Source organism: Rhodococcus sp. ARC_M5, from assembly GCF_022810405.1.
Taxonomy (GTDB): domain Bacteria; phylum Actinomycetota; class Actinomycetes; order Mycobacteriales; family Mycobacteriaceae; genus Rhodococcoides; species Rhodococcoides navarretei.
In genome coordinates, this window is record NZ_JALGQE010000013.1 from 94,618 (window position 1) to 116,801 (window position 22,184).

Here is a 22,184-nt window from a genome sequence, read left to right on the forward strand (position 1 = left end):
CTCGAATCACTCGAACGCACAACCCGTCAGGAGGAATGCAGGTCGGCCAGATGCTTGTGGTCGGCCGACCATTCTCGTCGAAGACCAGCCCGCCAATGCTCGTAGAGATCTGCGCCCGCGACGCTGCCCAACCCGTCGGTCCACCGCGCATCCGCGCTCGCGACGAGCGTCGACGAATCGCACTCCCAGATCGCGTTGCATGCCAAATCGGTATGAGCAGAACGTTCACCGGCTCGCACTCGCCCCACGGCACCGACCACGACCCCAGCAGCAAAGTGATCGGCGAAGTCGCCCGCCTCCCTGACAAGGTCACGGACCCGCGAGAAGTCGTCCACGCCACCGGCGTAGGCCAATCCTTCCCCGATGCCACCCCACAGATCAGCCTGGCGCCCACGCGGGAACGTCTTGATGGATTGCTGAAATCTGCCCGGATGCCCGCCGGTGCAGATCCACAGGCTCCTGCCCACCCCCTGGTCGTAAGCCCGCAAGCCGTATCCCACGAGTTCACCGGGCTGTTCCCTCTCGGTGATGACCCTCTTCCAGTTCACCATGCCGTCGAAAAATCCGTAGCCGTCGACGACCAACCAGCGTTGCATCGGATCCTGTCGATCGACGAACTTGTTCGTGTCGCGTCGCACCAGTCGAACCGGCATCCCCTTGGCGAGATACCCGAACCCCATACCCGCACCGATCTGGACGAGCAGTTCGTACTCCGCGCCGGCGAGTCGCATGAACGAATCGAAACGGTTCTTGAAAGGGAGGAAGGAATCGAGCATGATCAGGCCCATCCCGGCACCCTCGTATATGAACCCTCGATACTCGATCGTTTCCTTGTCGAGCTCCCTGAGCAGCTTTTCCTGACTATTAGTATCGACAGCTAGATATAATCCTTCGAAGAACTTCTGCACCACGAATTGAAAATAATCCCAGTCGGTATCATTGTCGTCCAACGCACCGAAACGCTGATTCGACAGCTCCCTGAACGAATCCAACTTGAGGTGCGTGAAGGGCTTGATAAAGGTACTCAGTCGCATGACACTCGCTTTCGTATTGCCCTCTCGACCCCTGGTCGGTGTGCACAGCTTCAGATATTTCGTTAGTTCAGATCAGATACTGTTACTCATCATTTGCTTGGACACCGAATTACGACTCATCCCGGTTGGGCAGTGCCCCAGAATGGGGAATGAGAAACGGTGCCAGCTTCTCGATCGGTCGGGCAATGAGCGCGAACAGCCAACCACCCATCGCCGTCAAGCGAGCTTTGACAGGCCCCCCACGCCGTCGAGAGACTCTGGGGGGTAGCGCACGGAACATGGCCGACAGGGCCAACAGGGGACGAATGAAGATCTTGAGCTCCGAAATCTGGCCCCGCTCATCGAAAGTCGCAAGAATCATCCCGTCCACCGGCGTCCCGCGCACCCGGCCGGAGAAATTGAAGCTCCCCGTCGACTCGTTCACCAGCGGTTCGCCGGAGTCGCGATCCTCCAGGATGGCGAACACGTCGCGGTGGAGTGCCACTACTTCGTCCCGGCCCTCGAAACGAACGGTGGACGCGAACGGCGACCGACACACGACGTCAGGTGCAAGCAACTCGCCCATGGCGTCGGCATCCCCGGCCTGATCCGCCGTACGCAATGCTTCAATTCCCGCTCGCACCGCTAAAGATAAAGGACTCAACTCAGGAATAGAGCCTGGAATAGACAAAACGATACCTTCCCCCGAGGTTCGATTGTGCACTTCAGCGCCTATAAGACGCCACTCCGTAGGAGAAGTCAAGCGGTGCCGCAGATCGGTATCGTGGTATCAATTAATTGCAGTGATGTTCGCCAATTCTCCGCTAATCTGGACCGCGTCGACCACACAACACTGCGACGGCAATTGTCAAAAATTGAACTTTACCGAATCTGGAGTTGTGCATGACAAATCGAGAGAACCCCGTTGTTCAGGGACGACTCAAGCGAACGCTGCCGCTGGCGGGGTTGACGGCGCGCACCGTCGGCGAGCGGTTTGTCGCGGAAGTGCGCGAAAGAACCGGCGAGTCCGGTGCGATGGATCGCTTCCACGAACGCACGGCGGCGCGATACACCGACCTTCTCGGAAACTCCAAAGGCGCCATGATGAAGATCGGGCAACTACTGTCCATGATCGACCTGGACGGCGGCGGGACGACCGGACGATCGCCCTACCAGGAGGCCCTGACCCGGCTCCAATCGGACGCACCACCGATGGCACCCGAACTGGTTCGCGATGTCCTGGCCGCTGAACTCCCCACGGCCGCAGACCTGTTCGTACACTTCGACGAAGAGCCGATCGCCGCAGCGTCTATCGGCCAAGTCCACCGCGGGGTATTGCACGACGGTCGTGACGTCGCGGTGAAAATTCAATACCCCGGTGTTGCGCAGGCGATTCGGGAGGACCTGGCCAACACCGAGCTCATGGCGACCCTGGTGCGGTTCGCGACCTCCGCATCGTCCGGCGGAAGCACACTGTTCGATCACCGTAGTCTCGTGCACGAGATGGCCGAGCGTATCGGCGAGGAGGTCGACTACCGACGCGAAGCGTCCACTATCACCGCTTTCGCGGACCTCTACCGCGGGCATCCGTTCATTCATGTTCCCGACGTCGTGCCCGAGGCCTCCACCGATCGGGTCTTGACCATGACCTATCTCGACGGGATGGGCTGGGCAGCAGCGCAACTGGCAGATCAGGAACTGAAGAACACCTGGGCCGAAGTGGTGATCCGGTTCAGCGACGGCAACTTTCGCCATTCCAACCTGTTGTACGCCGACCCTCACCCCGGAAATTACCGGTTTCATCCGGACGGTTCGATCGGATTCGTCGACTTCGGCTGTGTCAAGGTGCTTTCCGAGGACAAGCGCAGGCTGTGGGTCTCGATCATGCGCAATGTGATCGACGGTGACATCATCTCGCTGCGGAACGACCTCGTGACCGCGGGCTTCATCGCCGCTGGATCGCCGTTGACCGCCGAGGACATCTACGAGTGGTATTCGCAGGTGCTCTACGAGGTGGTGCTGGCACCTCAGCCCGCCACCTACAACGCGAAGAGCGGTGCCCGCACCGCACGGTGGCTGTTCGACCTCGACTCCGACAATCCGCTCTCGCGGATGGTAGTTCCGGAGGACTACGTTTTCGCTCCCCGCATCTATCAGGCCATCTCCACCATCTGTGGTGCTCTCGAAGCGACACTGCCGGCCCGCGCGATAGCCGACGACATGGACGGTGTCGCCGAACCCGTCACCCGACTGGGGCGACTACACCACGATTGGGTTCGTGAACGTGGCCTACCGTCCGCAACCGATATCCATGAATCGACGCTGACGTGACGACCAACGCGATCTCCAGGACAGCGTTCTTCTGCTGCGGTATCCGGGCACAGGATGCAACGTCTCCACACCCGATCTGCGAAGACACCTACGCCGAGGGTTTCATGACCGACGAGGGTCGTGCCATCCTGGCGCGATTCGCAGGCACCAAGCGCCGCAACGTCAGCAACGTGGTGCGGGCGCGCATGATTCAGGACGACATCGGCGAACGCCTGCAGAAAGACCCGGAAATCCAGGTCGTCAACATCGGGGCCGGCTTCGACAGCCGCGCCTACCGGCTCACCGGGGGAAGATGGTTCGAGTTCGACGAACCCGCGATCATCGACCACAAGAACAGCCGGCTCCCCACCAGTTCGTGCCCGAATCCGTTGCGGCGCATCGCCGTCGACTTCTCGGCCGGCGACCTTCCTATCGCGTTGCAACAATGCGACCCCGACGCCGAGACACTGGTCGTCATCGAGGGCGTTTTCATGTACCTCGAGGCGGCCGAGGTCATCGACCTCCTCGGCGTGCTTACCGACGCCTTCGGACGCCACACGCTGATCTGCGACCTCATGGACAAAGCTTTCTTCGACAAGCACATCGGAAAGCTCTACGACCAGATACTCGCCCTCGGTACCGAGTTCAAGTTCCTCGAACCAGAACCGGAGCGGATATTTCTCTACCACGGCTACCTGCAACCCGACACACCGCGTTCGATCGTCGGCAGGGCCCGTGAGTTGGGGGCAGTCACCGTGCCCGCCATGGTTTTCAACACCGTGCTGAGAAGCCTGCGCGACGGGTATCGAATTCACACGTTCACAGTAGCGAGTTCCCCTCGAGTTCAGGGCGTGCCCGGCAACCGTTGAGCCAGACGAACATGCCGCGCCACTGCTTGCATCGTTGACATCGACTTCGATGCAATTGCACACCGCCATTTTCGGGTGCACGACCGGAAACTCTATGTGCGAGACCCGTCCACACCCGCGTGAGCCGATGGGCTGGTAGCCGGTTCATCCCTCATCGCGAAACGGTCATGCCACCGCGCGAGCGGTGCCGGTGCCCACCAGTTCGCGCGGCCGAGGATTCGCATGAATGCCGGCACCAGCAACATGCGGATGACGGTGGCGTCCACGAGGATCGCAATGGTCAGACCCACTCCGAACATCCGGATGAACGACACCTCCGCGGCGATGAGGGCGGCGAACGAGATCGACAAGATCACCGCGGCTGCTGTGATGACACGCCCGGTTCGAGCGACCCCCAATGCAATAGCCTCGCAGCTGTCTTCGCGAGTACCACTCGAGGCGGCCCAGTACTCTCGTATCCGCGACATCAAGAACACCTCGTAATCCATCGAGAGCCCAAATGCGATGCAGAACATCAACACTGGAATGTTGGAGGCGATCACCCCGGTGGGTGTGGTGCCCAGGCCGCCGAGGTGGCCCTGGCCGAATATCCATACAAGCGCACCGAAAGTAGCGGTCAGCGAAAGGAAGTTGAGGACAAGGGCCTTGATGGGCAACAAGACCGAACCCGTCAACATGAACAGCAGGACGAAGGTCACGAGGGCGATGATGCCGATGACCCACGGCAGCCGGGACATGATGCCTGCTACCGCGTCGCGGTCCAACTGCGCTCCGCCACCGATCAACAACGACGATCCGCCCGCGGGGACGGGCACCCCGCGTAGGGCATCCAACTGTGCATCCGCAGATTCGCTGTAGCGTGGTGCCCCGGTCTGGACGGTGAGAAGTGCCGTTCCGGCGTTCGTCCCCGTTGCGGTGAGCGGGGGCCCGACTCTGATCCCGCCGACGTAGGTGCCGGTAGGTGCCGAGACCGCGGTGACATCGGCGACACGCGACAGACCCGAGGCGTAGCCGCCGAAGTCTGCGTCGGTGAGGGTCGACGCCTCCTGCAACACCAGATACAGGGTTGTCGCCGCGTCGTCGCCGTAGTTCGCGCGCAGCTCGTCCCCCACCTGACGGGCCGAGGTCGACGCCGGTAATGCTCGGTCGTCCGGAAATCCGAGCTTGATGTCGAGGAACGGCAATCCGAGGATCAACAACGCCGCCACCGCAACTCCTGCGATGGGTACCGCGTGCGCCATCGCGTTTCGTGCGACACGATAGAAGAAGGTATCGGTGATGGCCACCGGTTCCGGCTGCGACCGGCGCGTGACGCGGCGCAGCGCCGTCCGTGCGTCGAGAGCATCGATACGGTCGCCCAGCACGGTGATGACTGCGGGCACGATGACCAGTGCAGCCACCGCGCTCATCACCACAACCGCCACACCTGCATAGGCGAACGACCTGAGAAAGTACATGGGGAACAACGTCATACAACCGAGCGACAGGGCGACGGTGAGGGCCGCAAACAGCACGGTTCGGCCCGCGCTTGCCATTGCACGCTCGAGCGCATCCGGACGTCCGTGTCCGGCGGTGACCTCCTCGCGATACCTGTTGATGATCAGGAGCGAGTAGTCCACCGCCAGACCGAGACCTAGTGCGGTCGCCAGATTCAGCGAGAATATCGACACACTGGTCACGGAGGTCAGTGCGCGCAATATCGACAGGGAACACAGGATCGAGAAAACCCCGACCAGAAGGGGAAGCGCCGCCGCATACAATCCACCGAAGATCCACACCAGCGCCACGAAGATCAACGGAACGGCGATCAATTCGGCGACTATCAGGTCGCGCTGTGTCGTCGCGTTTATCTCATCCGACGCCACGGCCAGGCCACCTGCGAGGACGGTGACCCCATCACGGTCCTGACCGATGCTCGAAACCAACGCGACCGCGCGCTGTTGCGCTTCGTCCTCGTCCCCGGCAATTCCCGCAACGATCAACCCCGATGTGCCGTCGATGCTGAACAATCGTGAGGCCAGCAGCGGTGGAGCTCGCCAGGCGGAGACGAAATCGAGCACCACCCCAGAGCCGAGCAGGTCCCTTTCGAGTTCGCCCGCAACCCGGGTGACCGCCGGACTCCTCGCCCCCTCATCGCTGCTGAGAACAAATACCAGCGACTGCTCGCTGATGCTGTAGTTCTCGACCAGAATGTCGGCTACCCGCGAGGAGTCCGACGACGGATCCCGCTGCCCGCCCGCCGACAGATGTCCCGCAACCGGGATGCCGAATATCGCGGCGGCGAAGCCGATCAGAAGCGCGGCAACCAACACCGACCGTGGCGCGTGGGCGGTGAATCGCGCACACCTTGTCAGCATGGTCGACTCACCGCCTCTTCCAGTGGCTGCTCCCCGGACGGGCCGAACATGTACCCCGACCTGTGAAGTCGACGCTCGAACAGGCGCTGCAATGGGGTTGCAACGAAGGTCGTGACCAGGGTCATGAGAACCAAAACGGTGTAGAGGCGCGCCGAGATGATTCCCGCCTCGAATCCGATGTTCACCAGGATGAGCTCCATCAGTCCCCGGGCATTGGCGAGTGCGCCCATCGAACCGGCCTCGAACCAACTCATTCCCTGCCACCGAGCGGCCAGCCCGACAGCACCGAACTTCACCGCGAACGACACGACCAGGACCACGGCCGCCACGAGAAGTGTCGAGGCGTCGAAGATCAGATTCAGCTGGGTGTTCAGCCCCGAATAGATGAAGAACGCAGGCACCAGAACGTACGCGGTCAGCGGCTCGAATCGATTCCGAATCGTGTCGAGAAGCGGACCTCGCGGCATCACGATCCCGGCGATGAATGCACCGAATACCGAGTAGATCCCGACCAGATCGGTGAACCAGCTAGCCGCGAACACGACGAGAAGGACGACGGTCACGTGCGTGATCGGCATATCGCCGGTGGTCCCACGGTCGCCGTGGCGCGGTGTCCAGGTCGCGAGTTTGGCGAGTAGAGGGCGACTTACGTAGATCATGAAGAGCAGATATGCCAGTCCCCCACCGACGGCGACGACTGCGCCCAGCGGGGTGCCCTTCGCGGTAGCTACCACGGTTGCCAGGAGGATCCAGGAACACGCATCGTCGATGGCAGCACACGACAACGCCATGGTTCCGAGTCGGGTGTTCGCCAGGCCCGAGTCGTAGACGATCCAGGCCAGCATCGGAAAGGCGGTGATGGCGACCGCCGAGGCGAGGAACAATGCCCCCTGCCAGGCGGCCACCTCGTCGGTGAAGAAGCCACCGCGGCTGACCAACCACCATCCCGCAGCACCACCGAGAATGAGTGGCGCACCGATACCCGCGACCGATGTCGCGCCCGCCTGCCGCGCATGGTCTCGGAGGATTTCGGTTCGGAAGGAGGCCCCCACCAAGAACATGTAGAGCACGAGGCCTAATTGACCCACCACATAGATGGCGACGATATTCGGGTGGGCGATGGTCTCGCTGCCGATGGTCAGTGTGGTGGGGAACAGCCATTGTTGTGCGCCCGGCAGGACCCAGCCCAGAATCGATGGCCCGAGGACAAATCCGGCAACCATGATCGCGACTACCTGCACTTGAGCCAACCTGCGAAACAGTGGCCACAAGAGACGGTACATCAGCAGAATAACTGTTATCTGAAGAAAGAAATGACCGGCAATGCTCAATAGTGAAGGCAATGGCTTCCTTTGCAGTTTCAGCGCTCAGTAGGCAAACGATCCACGCGACGCCACGTCTTTCGACAAGGCTCGTCTTACAAATTCACTGTTCCCGATGCTGACGAAAGTCCATGCCACTGAGGCCCGCCCCCGATTCCCCCCCACACCATCATCCCCGTCGCGGCCGGTGAGGAACCTTATCGAGAATGTCGCAACATCGTCAATGGTCGGCGCACTTTTCGAGCGCGTGGGGGACCGCGAATACAACTGATGCAAATTTCTTCGAGCCTTGCAAAGGAAATAGGTGCACCACCCCAGGTTCGATGCCGAATCCTTCCGGTCGCGAAGGATTCGCACATGCCTGACAAGATCTGTACGGAGATGCACTCGAGGGTCGGGCTATTGCCCGCGGCTATACATTTACGTACTGCAGCTGCCGCGGCCATCGCCATCTCGAAGACTGCGCACCCGAACTACATGATCACCAGTTTCATGGATATATTGCGCACCGATTTCATTGCGGGCGAGCCGACCTGACTCGTCCTGCACACACCTATGCGGTCACCTGCAGAATGAAACGACGAAAGCACCGGAACCGTTGCGGTTCCCGAGCTTTCGGTCGATCAGCCTTTGAGGTGCAGCGTCGACTCGTGGCGCGCTCACCGTACCGATTGTCATTCGAGTTCCATTCCCGGGCGGTATCGGCGGCGTCGGGTATCACTACGACTCGGCGCACAGCTGGAGACAGCAAGATCGGGCCTTGCGCCGCACTTGCATTTTGCAAGCATCAGAGCATGAGCCTGTTCATCACCTGCCCCGTCGAGAACGTCGAGCGCGCAACGTCCTTCTACACAGCCCTCGGTTGGACGCTCAACCCCGAGATGTCCGACCACAACGTGTCGTGCTTCGCCATCACACCGGGGCAGTACGTCATGCTCGGCAGCCGCGAGATGCATGCGAGCGTGGGTGGCACCGAGGAGCTGATCGGCGGACCCGACACCCCGTCGAAGGTCACGGTCTCGTTCGACCTGGGTAGCCGCGAGGCGGTCGACGAGCTCACCGAGCGCGCCGGTGCTGCCGGTGGACGCATCGGAGACATCGACGATTACGCGTTCATGTACCAACGCCAGTTCGACGACCTCGACGGCTACCACTACTCGCCGTTCTGGATGAAGACGGACACCGATACGGCCGAATGAGCGACCTCTCCGCTGCCCTCGACATCGTCGGCGCGCGGTGGGCACTTCTCATTGTCGAGCGGCTACTCGAGGAGCCGCAACGGTACGGCGATCTGCAGCGCGACCTGGGCGTACCGACGAACATGCTTGCTACCCGACTACGCGAACTCGAAGCTGCCGGAGTGTTGAGCCGTCTCCCCCTTCGGCACAACACTCGGGCCTACGCGCTGACCGAAAGAGGCCTCGCCCTGCGTGACTCAATTGTCGCACTCGAGCGATGGGGCAAAGATACTGCGCCACAGGTTCGTTGAGCTCCTGGAGAGCGTGAACACCGTAGGGGCCACGTATACGACGACAGCCCCGCACCTCTGCTGGTTGCGGGGCTGTCGTCATCGATGGGTCAGACGTTCAAATCCTCGTCTCGTCTGTTCTTGATGCGAGAGGTGGCCACGAAAGAGATCGCCGCCAGGATCATCAGGTAGATCGAGATCGACATCGAGGTGCCTGTTCCCTTGAACAGTGCCTCGGAGATGGTCGGAACGAAGGCTCCACCGAGCACGGTGCCGATCGCGTAGCCGATGGATGCACCACTGAATCGGACTGCAGCAGGGAACATTTCGGCGTACAGGGCCGGCTGCGGACCGTAGGAGAGTCCAAGTCCGACGGCGAAGAGACCGAGGGCCACGTAGATCCACTGCAATTCACCGGTGTCGACCAGCAGGAAGAACGGGATGGCGCACAACACCATTGCCGCGTTTCCGAGGTTCATGATGGTGGTCCGAGCGTAGCGATCGGACAGATGCGCGCCGAGGAGGGTGAACACTCCCCAGACGATGGCCGCGAACAGACTTGCCACCAACACGTCCACGCGAGCGAGACCGTGTTCCCTCGTCGAGTACGCGACGATGAAGCCGCCGACGATGATGTAGCCGTTGCCGTTGGTGCCGATGAACGACAGCGCGGCCAGCATGACCTGCTTCTTGTTGGTGCGCCACAGTGCGCGAACCGGAGTGTGGTTGCGCTCCTTGCGTTCCGAGAGCTCCTTGAACACCGGAGTCTCCTCGACGCGACGTCGGATGTAGAAGCCGACGAGGATCAGCACGAAGCTGATCAGGAACGGGATGCGCCAGCCCCAGGCCTCGAACTGCTCCTCGCTGAGCAGGCCGGTGCACAGCGCCAGAGTTCCCACCGCGATGAGCATGCCGAGTGGGACACCCATCTGCGTTGCGGCACCGTAGATTCCACGCTTGCCCTTCGGTGCATGCTCGACGGCCATCAGCGCCGCGCCGCCCCACTCGCCGCCGGTGGAGAATCCCTGCAGGATGCGCAGCACGATCAGAATGATCGGAGCCCAGATGCCGATGGTTGCGTAGGTCGGCAGCAGTCCCATTCCGACGGTGGCCGCACCCATGAGGGTGAGTGTGGCAATGAGGACTTTCTTGCGGCCGATCTTGTCGCCGAAGTAGCCCGCGACGATGGCTCCGAGAGGCCGGAAGATGAAGCTGATGCCGATGGTGACGTAGGCGACGAGCTGTCCGGACGAGCCCATGGGCGCGAAGAACAATTGGGCGAAGATCAGCGACGCTGCCTGCGCGTAGATGAAGAAGTCGTACCACTCGACCGTGGTTCCGACCATGCTGGCCATCGCGGCGCGGCGATGCTCGCGCGACACCCCGGTAGGCGTCTCGACCTGTGTTGACATCGACTTGTCTCGTTTCGTTCGGGCTCCGGCGCTCGGATACAGGAGCGGCGATTCGGAGTGTCGTGAGGCAGGGTAATAGGGTTGGAACACGAACAATTTCGGCGACCGAAAACCGGATATAACTCACCGTCCATTCGGTCGGTAATCACTGTGACCGTCGACACGATGGTTTGTCAAGGTGGCGCAGGCCATGACGAGCGTGGCCGCCCACAAGTTCGTCGAAATCTACCGACCGAAGCGCGAGTGTTCGTCCGAAACGACGCAGACACCGCCAGTGACGCCGGTCATACTCGAACTCATGACTGCTCCGACCACCCTCGTTCTACATTCGCCGGTCATCGACGAACTGATGCGCGCCCTCGGTGCCGACGCGGTGGTAACCGACCCGGACGTTCTGGAGAGCTTCCGGCACGACGCGGCAGCTCTCTGCGAATCCACCCTTCCGCTTGCCGCGGTACTTCCTACCACCGAGTCGGACGTCCGGGCAGTCATGAGCATCGCGTCCGCGCATCGCATTCCGGTGGTGCCGCAGGGTGCTTTGACAGGTCTGGCGGGTGCTGCGAACTCCAGTGCCGGGGCAATCGCACTCAACACCCGCCGCATGAACAAGATCATCGAGCTCGACGTCGTCAACCGCGTCGCCGTCGTGCAACCCGGCGTGACGAACAAGGAACTGAAAGACGCTGCCCGAGAACAGGGTTTGACGTACCTGCCCGACCCGTCCAGCTGGGAGGCGTCGACCATCGGCGGCAACATCGCCACCAACGCAGGTGGGCTCTGCTGCGTGAAGTACGGCGTCACAGCACGGTTCGTGCGTGGTCTGCGTGTCGTACTCGCCGACGGCCGCGCGACGTTCGTGGGTCGCCGCACTGTCAAAGGTGTCGCGGGCCTGTCTCTTGCGGACCTGTTCGTCGGTTCGGAAGGAACCCTCGGCATCATCACCGAGGCCACTGTCGGTCTCGACTTCCCCAATGCAACCCCGCTCACGATGGCCGCTACCTTCCCGTCCACTGTCGCGGCAGGAGAGGCAGTGTCGCGGATTCGTGCGGCAGGTATCACCCCGAGCCTGTTCGAGCTGTTGGACCGCACCACCATTGCCGCCATCGATGCCTACGCGCGGATGGACTTCGGAACCGACGCCGCCGCAGTGCTGATCGCCCAGTCCGACATCGGCGAGGGTGCCGTGGAAGAGCTAGAGGCCATCGCCGCGCTGTGCACCGAATCCGGTGCAGTGGACGTGGCGGTCGCCGAGGACGAGGTCGAGTCGGAGCAGCTGGTTCAGGCCCGTCGACTGGCCTACCCCGCGCTGGAGCGCCTGGGTTCACCGTTGGTCGACGATGTGTCCGTACCGATTTCGCAACTCGCTACGATGATCGACGAGGTGGGTCGGGTGGCTGATCGGCTGGGCATCGTCATCGGAGTCGTCGGCCATGCCGGCGACGGCAACATTCATCCGACGGTCATCGTGGATCCGACCGACCCGTCCTCGTTGGCCAAGGCTCACCGAGCATTCGACGAGATCGCGGCCTTCGCTCTCTCGCTCGGTGGAACCATCACCGGCGAGCACGGAGTGGGACTGCTCAAGCGGGACCTTCTCGAAACCGAACTCGACTCGGTCGCAGCCGAACTACAGCGTGGCATCAAGGAACTACTGGACCCGCACTATCTGCTCAACCCCGGCAAGGTCCTCACCGCCCGGCCCTGAGCCGGAGCGACATCCACACGAGCAATCGTGTGTCGGGATCATCGAGATCGAGATCGAAGAGTTCCTTCGTTCGCCGCAGCCGGTAACGAAAAGTGTTGGCGTGCAGATACAGCGATGCCGACGCTGCGGCGACATTGGATTCGTGCGCAAGTAGCGCAAGTACCGTCGCGCCGTAGTCGGTACCTTCGGCAGCGTCGGAGGAGAGCATCCGTTCGACGGCCGGAATCGCCAACGGTACGTCCGACAGCGCATCGGTCGCCCTGTTCAGGGTGACCGGCACCCGGCTCTGCTCGAATGTCGTTGTATGCGCCCCATTCTCGACCGCATCGAGTGCCCAGCGTGCGTGACTACGCGCCACCGCGGGCCGCGCATGCGGACCGCCGATCGCGAAGGTCACCGGCACCCCGAACGCTACCTCCGCGCGGCGTCGGACCTCCTCGGCCTCCTCGGCGACACCGCGGTCGTCGTCCCTCGCCACGACGAAGAACACGACGTGTTCGTCGACGATGAACCCGGAATCAGCATCACCGCCGAACGTGAGCTCCAACAGGCCCCCGAGCTGCACGAGCAGGACATCGGGTTGCGCCGAGTCCACCCTCGCAGCCACTACCGCGAAGCAGCTACCGGGCGAGGTGACGACGGCGGGATCGGTCAACAACGCACGTGCCCTGGGGTTACCGGGTCCGGCCGGACTACGTCGAGCAAGGAGCAATGGCACCGCAGCAGCGGCCGCGCGAGTCAATGCGGTCACCGCCCCACTATCGGGTGGGCCGGACGGGGCGGTGGACACGATGCACCAGATGGAGCCGAGGTACTCGCCGTCGGCCGAGACCGCTACTGCCAGACGCGGTAGCGCCCCGGCCACATCGACCACGTGGACAGCCGAACTGCGTCGGAAGTCCGGATCTATGTGGTGCACCATGTATCGAGCCGGGACCTGCTTGCCCAGAATTCCGTCGCGCCGCACGTCGTCGATCGGCTGGCCTGGAACGGACGAGTATGCGACGACGTAGCCCTGTGGATCCATCACCGACACTGCGCCGCCCACTGCCGTGGCAGTTGCGTCTGCCAGCGCCGAGAGATCTGCAGTGGTCATCGACTCACCGTACTTCCACGTGCGGGATCGCTAGCGCGCTATGGTGCGACTGTCGCCTCGGAATTCCGCGATCAGCTCGCCTCGGCACGTCACCGAGACGTCGTACAGTCCGTTGCGGCCGAACCTCGCACGCTCGACGGCGTCGGCGACGAGCACATCTCCTACCTTCGTCGGACGGAGATAGCGGATGTCGCAGCGGGCCGCGACGGCCGAATCGTCGTGCGAATTACAAGCCATTGCGAACGTCGTGTCCGCCAACAGAAAGACGTAGCCGCCGTGGGTGATGGCGTACCCGTTGACCATGTCCTCGGTGACGACCATCGACATCCTCGCATGGCCAGGTGACAGCTCGATCAGTTCGATGCCGAGCTTGCGGGACGCGGCGTCGACCTCGAACATCTCGCGGGCGATAGACGAATCGGTCACGGCTGCAACACCGATCGCTCGTTTTGGGTGAACATCGTGACGCCCCCGGTCGCGAAGTTGCGCAGATCCTTGCCTGCCGCTGTCATCTCGGGCGAGGCCAATCCTGCCTTCAGCGATGCCTCGTCCGCGAAGTACAGACTGGCGATCGCGTAGTACGGCGGTGGTGAATCGTCGAGCGAGTCGAGCGTGCCCCAGGTGAAGTCGACCAGCCCTGGAACTGCACGCGCGAGGGGCACGTGCACGTCTGCGTAGTGACGATCGAATGCCGCAGGGTCCTCGGGCATCCCGTAACAGACGGCCACTCGCACGCTCATGACGCGACCTCGGGCTTCGCGACGAGAGTGAGAACATCGTAGGTGGCGACGGGATCGCCGTCCTGGTTGACGACCACTGCGTCCCATCGCACCTCGCCGTAGTCGGCACTCTGACGCGGAGTGATGAGCTTGGCCGTCAACGTGACCGTCAACGAATCCTCGGCCTTGACCGGCGTCAGGAATCGCAGGCTGTCGACGCCGAAGTTGGCGAGCACGGGGCCCGGTGCCGGGTCTACGAACAGCCCGGCGGCCAGTGAGACCACCAGGTAGCCGTGCGCCACGATGCCGCCGAACAGCGGATTGGCCGCTGCCGCCTCGGGATCGGTGTGCGCGTAGAAGGTGTCGCCGGTGAACTCGGCGAAGTGATCGATGTCCGCGCGGGTCACCTGTCGGGGCCCACCGATGATGGTGTCGCCCAGCTCGAGTTCACCGAGGTTCTTCCGGAACGGGTGGACGTCGCCGGTCGTCTGCTTCGCGCCGGTCACCCATTTGTTGCCGATGGCCGTCAGTACGTCCGGTGTTCCCTGAATTGCGGTGCGCTGCATATGGTGCAGCACGCCGCGGATGCCACCGAGTTCTTCGCCGCCGCCTGCGCGACCGGGCCCGCCGTGCACCAGAACCGGAAGCGGAGACCCGTGCCCGGTCGATTCCTTGGCGTCCTCGGAGTTCAGGACCAGGATGCGTCCGTGGTACGGCGCACTGCCCAGGACGATCTCGCGCGCGATCGCAGAGTCCTTGGTCACGAGAGACGCGACCAGAGAGCCCTTTCCGCGCGCGACGAGGTCGAGCAAATCTGCGGTGTTCTCGTAACCGATGACGGTCGATACGGGTCCGAAGGCCTCGATCTCGTGCGGTTCGGGTGCGGCCTTGTCGCCGGCCTTCAACAGAACCGGTGCCATGAACGCGCCGGGTCGCGAATCCACGGCGTCCGGGTCGCCGAAGACGACCGTTGCCGACTTGGTAAGTCCACGAATGGATTTGAGGACTTCGTCGCGCTGGTCGATGCTGGCGAGTGCACCCATGGTGACGCCCTCGTCGGCCGGATCACCGACGACGACCTTCTCCAGCTTTGCCTTCAGCGCCTCGATGACAGGCTCGACCGAGGCTTGCGGCACCAGCACACGGCGAATGGCCGTGCACTTCTGACCGGCCTTCGACGTCATTTCGGTGAAGACACCCTTGACGAACAGATCGAATTCCGGATCGTTCTGTGCCACATCCGAACCGAGTATCGACGCATTGAGAGAATCCGCCTCGGCCGTGAAGTGCAGTCCCTCGCCGACGACGTTGGGGTGTGAGCGCAGGGTCGCAGCGGTATCGGCGGATCCGGTGAACGCCACCGAGTCCTGGCCGCCGAGGTGGTCGAGGACACCGCGGGCGCTGCCACACAGCAACTGCACCGAACCCTCGGGCAGCAATCCCGACTCGATGATTCGGCGGAACACCAGCTCGGTGAGGTATGCAGTTTGGCTGGCGGGCTTGACGATCGACGGCACACCGGCGATGAACGCGGGTGCCAGCTTCTCGAGGAAGCCCCAGACGGGGAAGTTGAAGGCATTGATCTGCACGGCGACACCGCGCCGCGAGGTGTAGATGTGCTGACCGAGGAAGGTGCCCTTCTTGCCGAGCTGCTCGATGGCACCGTCGAGATAGACCGTCTCGTTGGGGAGTTCGCGTCGGGCCTTGCTCGCATAGCTCAGCACGGTTCCGAATCCGCCGTCGATGTCGACTCCGGAATCGCGGGTGGTGGCTCCGGTGTGTCGGGAGAGTTGGTAGAACTCCTCCTTGCCGGCCATCAGCGTCAGGCCCAACTGCTTGAGCAGGGCTGCACGCTCGTGGAACGTCAGTGCTGCGAGCGCTGGGCCGCCGACGGTGCGGGCGTAGTCCACCATGCCTGCGACGTCGAGACCGCTGGACGACACCCGGGCGATCTCACTGCCGTCGACGGCGCTCATCAGCGGCGCTCCCTCGTCGGTCGCGGAATACCACGCTCCCTGGGCATAGCTTTCCAGAAGTCTGCTCACAACGCCTCCATCTCACCGTACGTTCGGTCGGTAATTACCATCGCCGTCGGACGCCGAGATGTCAAGGACCGAGAGCGGACCTGAGCGTTCACGATCGCAGCCGGTCGACGGAAAGCCGCGCCTGGTCGTCGATATCGAACGCTCAGGTCCGGTGGCGGGGCATGGCCCTATTTACGTGCGGCGCAACCCGTCGAAGGTCAGCGCCACGACGGCGTCGGCCAATTCCTCGACGGATCCGCCGGTGCGCGGGCGATACCACTCGATGAGCGAGTTGACCGTGCCGAACACGAGCTTGGACGCGAGTGCCGGATCCACCCCTGGACGAAGGTCGCCCTCCTCGGCGGCGGCGACCACGAGCCCGGTGACGAACGAGTCGAATTCGCGGCGACGGGCGAGGGCGCGGCGCTCGACGTCGGTGTTGCCGCGGACTCGCAGCAGCAGCGTCACGTAGGGCAGTTCCGCACACAGGATGTCCACACTGCGTCGCACCAGGTATTCGAGGCGGTCGATGTATCGCCCGGTCGTCGCCCGATCCTCGGTCGTCACGGCGAACAGAGCATTGAGAGCGCGCGACAGCGCGAGTTCGAGCAACTCGGACTTGCCGGACACGTGGTGATAGATCGAGGACTTGGTGATGCCGAGCCGCTTCGCCAGAACCTCCATGCTGGTGCCGTCGTATCCACGGTCGTTGAAGACCTTGACCGCCACTGCCAACAGCGAGTCCAGGTCGTATCCCGGCCGCCCTGGCTGTCCGGTCTTGCGCGGCGCGCGTGCGGTTGTCATTGCCACATCTTCTCAGTCGGCGCCGGATTCCACAGCACCGTGGGCAGCAAACCTTGCCAAACGACCGAATGTTCGGTTATTAATGACGCAACCGTACGAAGGAGATCCCAGTGGGCGAAGTATTTCTCGTGGCCGGCGCACGTACTCCGCACGGACGCTACGGAGGAGCCCTTGCCTCGGTGCGTCCCGACGATCTGGCCGGGCTGGTCGTCGCCGAGGCAGTCCGGCGAGCCGGTGTGCCCGTCGACCGGATCGACGAGGTGATTCTCGGTGCCGCGAACCAGGCAGGCGAGGACAATCGAGACGTGGCGAGAATGGCGGTTCTGCTCGCAGGACTCCCCCACACGGTGCCGGGATATACCGTCAACCGCCTGTGCGCGAGCGGCCTGACGGCAGTGGCCAACGCCGCGAGCACCATTCGTAGCGGCGAGGCCGACATCATCGTCGCCGGTGGCGTCGAGTCGATGACCCGCGCGCCCTGGGTCATGGCCAAGCCGGGAACCGCCTGGGCCAAGCCCGGAGAGATCTTCGATACCTCCCTCGGCTGGCGTTTCACCAATCCGACCTTCGCCTCGCACGATGCGGGGACCGATCCCAAGATCACCCTGTCGATGGGCGAAACCGCCGAGGAGGTCGCGCTCAGCGAGGGCATCACCCGCGAGGAGTCCGATGCCTTCGCCTTCCGCAGTCAGCAGCGTGCCATCGCCGCCCAGGATGCCGGACGCTTCGCCGACGAGATCGTGCCCGTCACGACCAAGAACGGCGTGGTCACCGAGGACGAGACGCCGCGACGCGGAACCACGCTCGAGAAGCTCGGAACGCTGAAGACCGTGTTCCGCAAGGACGGCATCGTCACCGCCGGAACGTCCTCACCGTTCACCGACGGTGCGTCGGCGCTGGTCGTGGCCTCCGAGGAGGCCGTGAACAAGTACGGCCTCGAGGTACGGGGCCGCATCGTCACCAGTGCGAGCGCAGGCATCGCACCGCACATCATGGGACTCGGGCCGGTGCCCTCCACGCAGAAGGCGCTCACTCGCGCCGGGTGGTCTGTCGATGACCTCGGTGCCGTCGAACTCAACGAGGCCTTCGCCGCGCAGTCCCTCGGCGTCATCCGTCAGTTGAAACTGAACGAGGACATCGTCAACGCCGACGGCGGGGCGATCGCACTCGGCCACCCCCTCGGCTCGTCGGGTGCCCGAATCCTGTTGACGCTGTTGGGTCGCATGGAACGCGAGAAGGCGTCCCGCGGGCTCGCGACCCTGTGCGTCGGCGTCGGGCAAGGCGTGTCGATGTTGATCGAGGCACCGTGAACACGCTCGTCGTCGAGGAGCTGACGGACCGCGTTGTCGTCACTCTGAATCGCGAGAAGCAGCGCAACGCAATTGATTCCGAGATGATCGGCGAGTTGCACGAGGTGTGCGGGCTCGTGGAGCAGGATCCGAGAATCGTCATCCTGACCGGCGCGGGCGAGCACTTCGCCGGCGGTGCCGACATCAATCAGCTGCGCGCCCGCACCCGCGACGACGCATTGCGCGGTATCAACCGAAACCTGTTCGACCGCATCGCCGCACTCCCCCTGCCGACGATCGCTGCCGTCCGCGGCTACGCCCTCGGCGGTGGAGCCGAGCTGTCCTACGCCTGCGACATCCGGATCGCGTCGTCGACTGCCGTGTTCGGCAATCCCGAACCGGGCCTGGGCATCATGGCTGCCGCCGGGGCCAGCTACCGGTTACCGACGCTGATGGGAGTCTCCGTCGCGAAGCAGGTACTTCTCGGTGGCCGGACGCTCGACGCACAGGTAGCACTCCGCTCCGGCCTGGTGCTGGACGTCGTCGACGAGCCGTTGGCCGCAGCGCACGCACTGGCGGATCGCATTGCCAAGCAAGCACCTCTGGCACTGAAGCTGACCAAGAAGATCCTCGATGCACCCGGTTCACACCCGTGGGCCGACGACATCGCGCAGGCCGTTCTGTTCGAGACCGAAGACAAACAACGCCGCATGACGGCATTTCTGGAGAAGAAATGACAGTTCCTACGCACGTGGCCGTCGTCGGTGGCGGCCGCATGGGTGCAGGTATTGCCCAGGTTTTCGCAGCCCTCGGTTCCACCGTCGTCATCGCCGAAGCAGCCGACCAACAAGCAGCCCTCGGCCGAGTCTCGACCGGACTAGCCCGGGCCCATGAGCGCGGCAAGCTCAGCGAGGACCCCGCTGCAATTCTTGCTCGGGTCTCCACCGTCGCCGGGCCAGCGGATCTCCCGGCCGACCTCGATCTGATTGTCGAAGCGGTGCCCGAGATCCCGTCGCTCAAGGTCGAGGTACTGGCTCTCGTCGACAAGATCGCCGAGCCCCAGACCGTCATCGCGTCGAACACGAGCTCTATTTCCATCGCCGAACTCGCCGCAGCACTCAGTGATCCGAGTCGCTTCATCGGGATGCACTTCTTCAACCCGGTTCCGGCGTCGACTCTCGTCGAGATCGTGCGTGCGCCGGCCACATCTGCGGATGTGGTGGAGCGGGTGCAGCAATGGGTGTCGCTCCTGGGCAAGACCGAGGTGCTCGTCAACGACTCCCCCGGCTTTGCGACCTCCCGGCTCGGCGTCTGCCTCGGGCTCGAAGCCATTCGGATGCTGGAGGAGGGCGTCGCCGACGCCGAATCCATCGATCGCGCCATGGAACTCGGCTACAAGCACCCGATGGGTCCGCTGCGTTCCACCGACCTCGTCGGGTTGGACGTCCGGCTCGCGATCGCAGAACACCTGGCGTCGACCCTCGGCGACAGGTTCACTCCCCCGCAGTTGTTGCGAGACATGGTTGCTCGCGGCGACATCGGACGCAAGTCCGGTCGCGGCTTTCACGATTGGACGAACACATGACGGTACGGTTCGACATCACCGACGGCCTGGCGACCATCACCCTGGCGCGGCCCGAGGCGCACAACGCACTCGACGTCGCGACGAAGCTCGCGTTGGCGGAGGCGGTCCAGAGCGCCGCTGTACCCGAGGTGCGCGCGGTGCTCATCACCGCAGAGGGCAAGAACTTCTGCGTCGGCCAGGATCTCGGCGAGCACGTCTCCGCACTCGAGGCCGACCCCGCCACAGCGATGGATACCGTCGGTGAGCACTACAACCCGGTCATCCGAGGGCTCGCAGCGCTCGAGGTGCCGATCGTCGTGGCCATCCCCGGCGCGTGCGTCGGCGCAGGTCTGGGCATCGCACTCGCTGGAGACATCCGAGTCGCCGGTACCAAGTCCTCGTTCGCGACGGCGTTCACCGGTATCGCCCTGGCCAGCGACTCTGGATTGAGCTACACGTTGGTCGAGGCACTGGGATCGAGTCGGGCGGCGGGTCTGATGCTGCTCGGCGACAAGGTCACAGCCGCCCAGGCCCTCGACTGGGGCCTGGTGCATCGCGTCGTCGACGACGCGGACGTTCTCGAAACAGCACGCACACTGGCCACCTCCCTCGCGTCCGGTCCGACCAGGGCCTACAAGCAGGTCAAGTCGCTGATCGCGCGATCCGGACTGTCCGACGCACTGGACCGCGAGGCGCAGGCACAGACCGCTCTGGGCCAGACCGTCGACCACAGAGCCGCCGTCGATGCCTTCCTTGCCAAGAAAAGAGCCTCCTTCGTCGGCATGTGAGCGGAAATTCGACCCCTGCTACGAAGTTTCGCGCACGTGCGGCGAAGCCGCTCTTGTGCCCGGGGTCACTTCCGGGCATACTGGTTACCAACCGATCATTCGGTAATGAAAGTAGGACTTATGACCACGTCAAACACCCTGTCCGCCGAGACGCTGCAGGACGGCTTCGACGACACCGTCGCCCGTGAGCAGCGCGTCGAGCCCCGCGACTGGATGCCCGACGGCTATCGCAAGTCGCTCATCCGCCAGATCGCTCAGCATGCGCACTCCGAGATCATCGGAATGCAGCCGGAGGGCAACTGGCTCACCCGCGCGCCGTCGCTGCGCCGCAAGGCGATCCTGATGGCAAAGGTGCAGGACGAAGCCGGCCACGGCCTCTACCTGTACTCCGCCGCGGAGACGCTCGGGGCAGACCGCGCCGACTTGACGGTCAAGCTCATCGAGGGCAAGCAGAAGTACTCCTCGATCTTCAACTACCCCACCCTGACGTACGCCGACGTGGGTACCATCGGCTGGCTCGTGGACGGTGCGGCGATCTGCAATCAGGTTCCCCTGTGCCGCAGCAGCTTCGGGCCGTACGCACGCGCGATGATCCGCGTCTGCAAGGAGGAGTCGTTCCACCAGCGCCAGGGCTACGAACTGCTCGCGACGATGATGCGCGGCACCGACGAACAGCGCGCCATGGTGCAGGAATCCGTCAACCGCTGGTGGTGGCCGGCACTGATGATGTTCGGCCCGCCGGACGACGAGTCCCCCAACACCGAGCAGTCGATGAAGTGGGGCATCAAGCGCCACACCAACGACGAACTGCGCCAACGCTTCGTCGACATGTCGATCCCGCAGGCGAAGGCACTCGGAGTCACGTTCCCCGACCCGGACCTGAAGTGGAACGAGGAGCGCAAGTCGCACGATTTCGGCGAGCCCGACTGGTCCGAGTTCATGCAGGTGATCAAGGGCAACGGAGCCTCCAACGTCGAGCGCATTGCGAACCGTCGAGCAGCCCACGACGGCGGAGCCTGGGTCCGCGAGGCCGCGACCGCATTTGCCGAAAGGAACGCAGCATCATGAGCGAGTTCACCGCAGAGGGCGGCCACGGAGCAGTGCCCACCGAGGGTGTTCCGGTCGAGCCGAAAAGGGAAGCGGTCAAGGCCGATTGGCCGTTGTACGAGGTGTTCCTACGCGGCAAGCGCGGCCTGAACCACGTGCACGTCGGATCACTCCACGCTGCCGACGACCACATGGCACTTCGTCACGCTCGCGACGTCTACACCCGCCGCAACGAAGGCGTCAGCATCTGGGTGGTTCCGTCCAATTCGATCGTCGCGTCGTCGCCGTCGGAGAAGGATCCGTTCTTCGCACCGAGTGGCGACAAGGTCTACCGCCACCCGACCTTCTACGAGATCCCCGACAACGTCCCCCACATGTGAGACCCATACTTCAAGAG

General features: G+C 63.4%; 22 protein-coding genes and 1 pseudogene. 13 read left to right on the forward strand and 10 right to left on the reverse strand.

Annotated elements, in window-relative coordinates; genetic code table 11:
* Window positions 1–26: 26 nt before the first annotated feature.
* Both MTX34_RS19115 and MTX34_RS19120 read right to left on the reverse strand, forming a co-directional pair.
* Complete coding sequence (locus tag MTX34_RS19115; protein WP_243610434.1) at window positions 27–1,034, reverse strand: DUF1702 family protein; 1,008 nt, start codon at window positions 1,032–1,034, stop codon at window positions 27–29.
* Window positions 1,035–1,143: 109 nt separating this feature from the next.
* On the reverse strand, window positions 1,144–1,656 hold the full coding sequence (locus tag MTX34_RS19120) for a nuclear transport factor 2 family protein (protein ID WP_243610435.1): 513 nt from the start codon (window positions 1,654–1,656) through the stop codon (window positions 1,144–1,146).
* A gap of 260 nt (window positions 1,657–1,916) precedes the next feature.
* On the opposite strand from MTX34_RS19120, the gene MTX34_RS19125 reads away from it, so the two are divergent.
* Window positions 1,917–3,344: an AarF/ABC1/UbiB kinase family protein gene (locus MTX34_RS19125; protein WP_243610436.1), complete on the forward strand. Its 1,428-nt coding sequence runs from the start codon at window positions 1,917–1,919 to the stop codon at window positions 3,342–3,344.
* Window positions 3,341–4,192 carry an SAM-dependent methyltransferase gene (locus MTX34_RS19130; protein WP_243610437.1) on the forward strand — a complete coding sequence of 284 codons (852 nt, stop codon included), beginning with the start codon at window positions 3,341–3,343 and terminating at the stop codon, window positions 4,190–4,192. Before MTX34_RS19125 ends, MTX34_RS19130 begins: the two co-directional genes overlap by 4 nt.
* Window positions 4,193–4,284: 92 nt before the next feature.
* On the opposite strand, the gene MTX34_RS19135 is transcribed toward MTX34_RS19130, so the two are convergent.
* Both MTX34_RS19135 and MTX34_RS19140 read right to left on the reverse strand, forming a co-directional pair.
* On the reverse strand, window positions 4,285–6,549 hold the full coding sequence (locus MTX34_RS19135; protein WP_243610438.1) for an MMPL family transporter: 2,265 nt from the start codon (window positions 6,547–6,549) through the stop codon (window positions 4,285–4,287).
* Window positions 6,543–7,832, reverse strand: coding sequence for a cation:proton antiporter (locus tag MTX34_RS19140; protein WP_279393485.1), 1,290 nt, complete (start codon window positions 7,830–7,832; stop codon window positions 6,543–6,545). The genes MTX34_RS19135 and MTX34_RS19140 overlap by 7 nt, the downstream gene beginning before the upstream one ends.
* Window positions 7,833–8,228: 396 nt before the next feature.
* On the opposite strand from MTX34_RS19140, the gene MTX34_RS19145 reads away from it, so the two are divergent.
* From MTX34_RS19145 to MTX34_RS19155, 4 genes and pseudogenes are all read left to right on the forward strand, one after another.
* A complete protein-coding gene (locus tag MTX34_RS19145) occupies window positions 8,229–8,408 on the forward strand; it encodes a hypothetical protein (RefSeq protein ID WP_243610440.1) in 180 nt (59 codons plus the stop codon).
* 109 nt (window positions 8,409–8,517) lie between these two features.
* Window positions 8,518–8,613 (forward strand): annotated as a pseudogene (locus tag MTX34_RS26150) (alpha-ketoacid dehydrogenase subunit beta); the annotation flags it as partial.
* Between the two features lie 52 nt (window positions 8,614–8,665).
* Window positions 8,666–9,070, forward strand: coding sequence for a VOC family protein (locus tag MTX34_RS19150; RefSeq protein ID WP_243610441.1), 405 nt, complete (start codon window positions 8,666–8,668; stop codon window positions 9,068–9,070).
* Window positions 9,067–9,360: a helix-turn-helix domain-containing protein gene (locus MTX34_RS19155; protein ID WP_243610442.1), complete on the forward strand. Its 294-nt coding sequence runs from the start codon at window positions 9,067–9,069 to the stop codon at window positions 9,358–9,360. The genes MTX34_RS19150 and MTX34_RS19155 overlap by 4 nt, the downstream gene beginning before the upstream one ends.
* Window positions 9,361–9,449: 89 nt before the next feature.
* Here the strand turns inward: MTX34_RS19155 and MTX34_RS19160 are convergent, their stop codons facing one another.
* Window positions 9,450–10,751 (reverse strand): MFS transporter, encoded by a 1,302-nt coding sequence (locus tag MTX34_RS19160; protein WP_243610443.1) that lies wholly within the window; start codon window positions 10,749–10,751, stop codon window positions 9,450–9,452.
* Between the two features lie 298 nt (window positions 10,752–11,049).
* Between MTX34_RS19160 and MTX34_RS19165 the strand changes: the two genes are divergently transcribed.
* The gene (locus tag MTX34_RS19165) at window positions 11,050–12,456 is read left to right on the forward strand and encodes an FAD-binding oxidoreductase (protein ID WP_243610444.1); all 1,407 of its coding nucleotides are present in this window, start codon (window positions 11,050–11,052) and stop codon (window positions 12,454–12,456) included.
* Here the strand turns inward: MTX34_RS19165 and MTX34_RS19170 are convergent.
* From MTX34_RS19170 to MTX34_RS19190, 5 genes are all read right to left on the reverse strand, one after another.
* Window positions 12,440–13,552: a CdaR family transcriptional regulator gene (locus tag MTX34_RS19170; RefSeq protein ID WP_243610445.1), complete on the reverse strand. Its 1,113-nt coding sequence runs from the start codon at window positions 13,550–13,552 to the stop codon at window positions 12,440–12,442. The two genes, MTX34_RS19165 and MTX34_RS19170, sit on opposite strands and share 17 nt — an antisense overlap.
* Before the next feature lie 30 nt (window positions 13,553–13,582).
* Window positions 13,583–13,951: a hydroxyphenylacetyl-CoA thioesterase PaaI gene (gene paaI / locus MTX34_RS19175; RefSeq protein ID WP_243610470.1), complete on the reverse strand. Its 369-nt coding sequence runs from the start codon at window positions 13,949–13,951 to the stop codon at window positions 13,583–13,585.
* 23 nt (window positions 13,952–13,974) lie between these two features.
* Window positions 13,975–14,292: an EthD family reductase gene (locus tag MTX34_RS19180; RefSeq protein WP_243610446.1), complete on the reverse strand. Its 318-nt coding sequence runs from the start codon at window positions 14,290–14,292 to the stop codon at window positions 13,975–13,977.
* Window positions 14,289–16,316 carry a phenylacetic acid degradation bifunctional protein PaaZ gene (gene paaZ / locus MTX34_RS19185; RefSeq protein WP_243610447.1) on the reverse strand — a complete coding sequence of 676 codons (2,028 nt, stop codon included), beginning with the start codon at window positions 16,314–16,316 and terminating at the stop codon, window positions 14,289–14,291. Before paaZ ends, MTX34_RS19180 begins: the two co-directional genes overlap by 4 nt.
* Before the next feature lie 171 nt (window positions 16,317–16,487).
* Window positions 16,488–17,099: a TetR/AcrR family transcriptional regulator gene (locus MTX34_RS19190; RefSeq protein WP_032380646.1), complete on the reverse strand. Its 612-nt coding sequence runs from the start codon at window positions 17,097–17,099 to the stop codon at window positions 16,488–16,490.
* A gap of 110 nt (window positions 17,100–17,209) precedes the next feature.
* Here MTX34_RS19190 and MTX34_RS19195 point away from each other — a divergent pair, with 110 nt between their 5' ends.
* The 6 genes from MTX34_RS19195 to paaB all read left to right on the forward strand — a co-directional run bounded on the left by MTX34_RS19195 (window position 17,210) and on the right by paaB (window position 22,167).
* A complete protein-coding gene (locus tag MTX34_RS19195) occupies window positions 17,210–18,409 on the forward strand; it encodes a thiolase family protein (RefSeq protein WP_243610448.1) in 1,200 nt (399 codons plus the stop codon).
* Window positions 18,406–19,125: an enoyl-CoA hydratase/isomerase family protein gene (locus MTX34_RS19200; RefSeq protein WP_243610449.1), complete on the forward strand. Its 720-nt coding sequence runs from the start codon at window positions 18,406–18,408 to the stop codon at window positions 19,123–19,125. Before MTX34_RS19195 ends, MTX34_RS19200 begins: the two co-directional genes overlap by 4 nt.
* Entirely contained in the window at window positions 19,122–19,973 is an 852-nt protein-coding gene (locus MTX34_RS19205) for a 3-hydroxyacyl-CoA dehydrogenase family protein (protein WP_243610450.1), read from the forward strand. Before MTX34_RS19200 ends, MTX34_RS19205 begins: the two co-directional genes overlap by 4 nt.
* Window positions 19,970–20,740, forward strand: a complete 771-nt coding sequence (locus tag MTX34_RS19210) for an enoyl-CoA hydratase-related protein (RefSeq protein ID WP_243610451.1) — start codon at window positions 19,970–19,972, stop codon at window positions 20,738–20,740. The genes MTX34_RS19205 and MTX34_RS19210 overlap by 4 nt, the downstream gene beginning before the upstream one ends.
* Window positions 20,741–20,860: 120 nt before the next feature.
* Window positions 20,861–21,808, forward strand: coding sequence for a 1,2-phenylacetyl-CoA epoxidase subunit PaaA (paaA, locus tag MTX34_RS19215; RefSeq protein ID WP_032379887.1), 948 nt, complete (start codon window positions 20,861–20,863; stop codon window positions 21,806–21,808).
* Window positions 21,805–22,167: a 1,2-phenylacetyl-CoA epoxidase subunit PaaB gene (gene paaB, locus MTX34_RS19220; RefSeq protein ID WP_032379886.1), complete on the forward strand. Its 363-nt coding sequence runs from the start codon at window positions 21,805–21,807 to the stop codon at window positions 22,165–22,167. The genes paaA and paaB overlap by 4 nt, the downstream gene beginning before the upstream one ends.
* The last annotated feature ends 17 nt before the right edge of the window (window positions 22,168–22,184 follow it).

Bases quoted from the DNA above. Each gene is read 5' to 3' on its own strand.
- MTX34_RS19165 (WP_243610444.1), top strand. From the start codon at position 11,050: ATGACTGCTCCGACCACCCTCGTTCTACATTCGCCGGTCATCGACGAA.
- MTX34_RS19155 (WP_243610442.1), top strand. From the start codon at position 9,067: ATGAGCGACCTCTCCGCTGCCCTCGACATCGTCGGCGCGCGGTGGGCA.
- MTX34_RS19170 (WP_243610445.1), bottom strand. From the start codon at position 13,552: ATGACCACTGCAGATCTCTCGGCGCTGGCAGACGCAACTGCCACGGCA.
- MTX34_RS19145 (WP_243610440.1), top strand. From the start codon at position 8,229: ATGCCTGACAAGATCTGTACGGAGATGCACTCGAGGGTCGGGCTATTG.
- MTX34_RS19180 (WP_243610446.1), bottom strand. From the start codon at position 14,292: ATGAGCGTGCGAGTGGCCGTCTGTTACGGGATGCCCGAGGACCCTGCG.
- paaA (WP_032379887.1), top strand. From the start codon at position 20,861: ATGACCACGTCAAACACCCTGTCCGCCGAGACGCTGCAGGACGGCTTC.
- MTX34_RS19160 (WP_243610443.1), bottom strand. From the start codon at position 10,751: ATGTCAACACAGGTCGAGACGCCTACCGGGGTGTCGCGCGAGCATCGC.
- MTX34_RS19190 (WP_032380646.1), bottom strand. From the start codon at position 17,099: ATGACAACCGCACGCGCGCCGCGCAAGACCGGACAGCCAGGGCGGCCG.
- MTX34_RS19115 (WP_243610434.1), bottom strand. From the start codon at position 1,034: ATGCGACTGAGTACCTTTATCAAGCCCTTCACGCACCTCAAGTTGGAT.
- MTX34_RS19125 (WP_243610436.1), top strand. From the start codon at position 1,917: ATGACAAATCGAGAGAACCCCGTTGTTCAGGGACGACTCAAGCGAACG.
- MTX34_RS19135 (WP_243610438.1), bottom strand. From the start codon at position 6,549: ATGCTGACAAGGTGTGCGCGATTCACCGCCCACGCGCCACGGTCGGTG.
- MTX34_RS19150 (WP_243610441.1), top strand. From the start codon at position 8,666: ATGAGCCTGTTCATCACCTGCCCCGTCGAGAACGTCGAGCGCGCAACG.
- MTX34_RS19205 (WP_243610450.1), top strand. From the start codon at position 19,122: ATGACAGTTCCTACGCACGTGGCCGTCGTCGGTGGCGGCCGCATGGGT.
- paaI (WP_243610470.1), bottom strand. From the start codon at position 13,951: ATGTTCGAGGTCGACGCCGCGTCCCGCAAGCTCGGCATCGAACTGATC.
- MTX34_RS19140 (WP_279393485.1), bottom strand. From the start codon at position 7,832: ATGTACCGTCTCTTGTGGCCACTGTTTCGCAGGTTGGCTCAAGTGCAG.
- paaB (WP_032379886.1), top strand. From the start codon at position 21,805: ATGAGCGAGTTCACCGCAGAGGGCGGCCACGGAGCAGTGCCCACCGAG.
- MTX34_RS19210 (WP_243610451.1), top strand. From the start codon at position 19,970: ATGACGGTACGGTTCGACATCACCGACGGCCTGGCGACCATCACCCTG.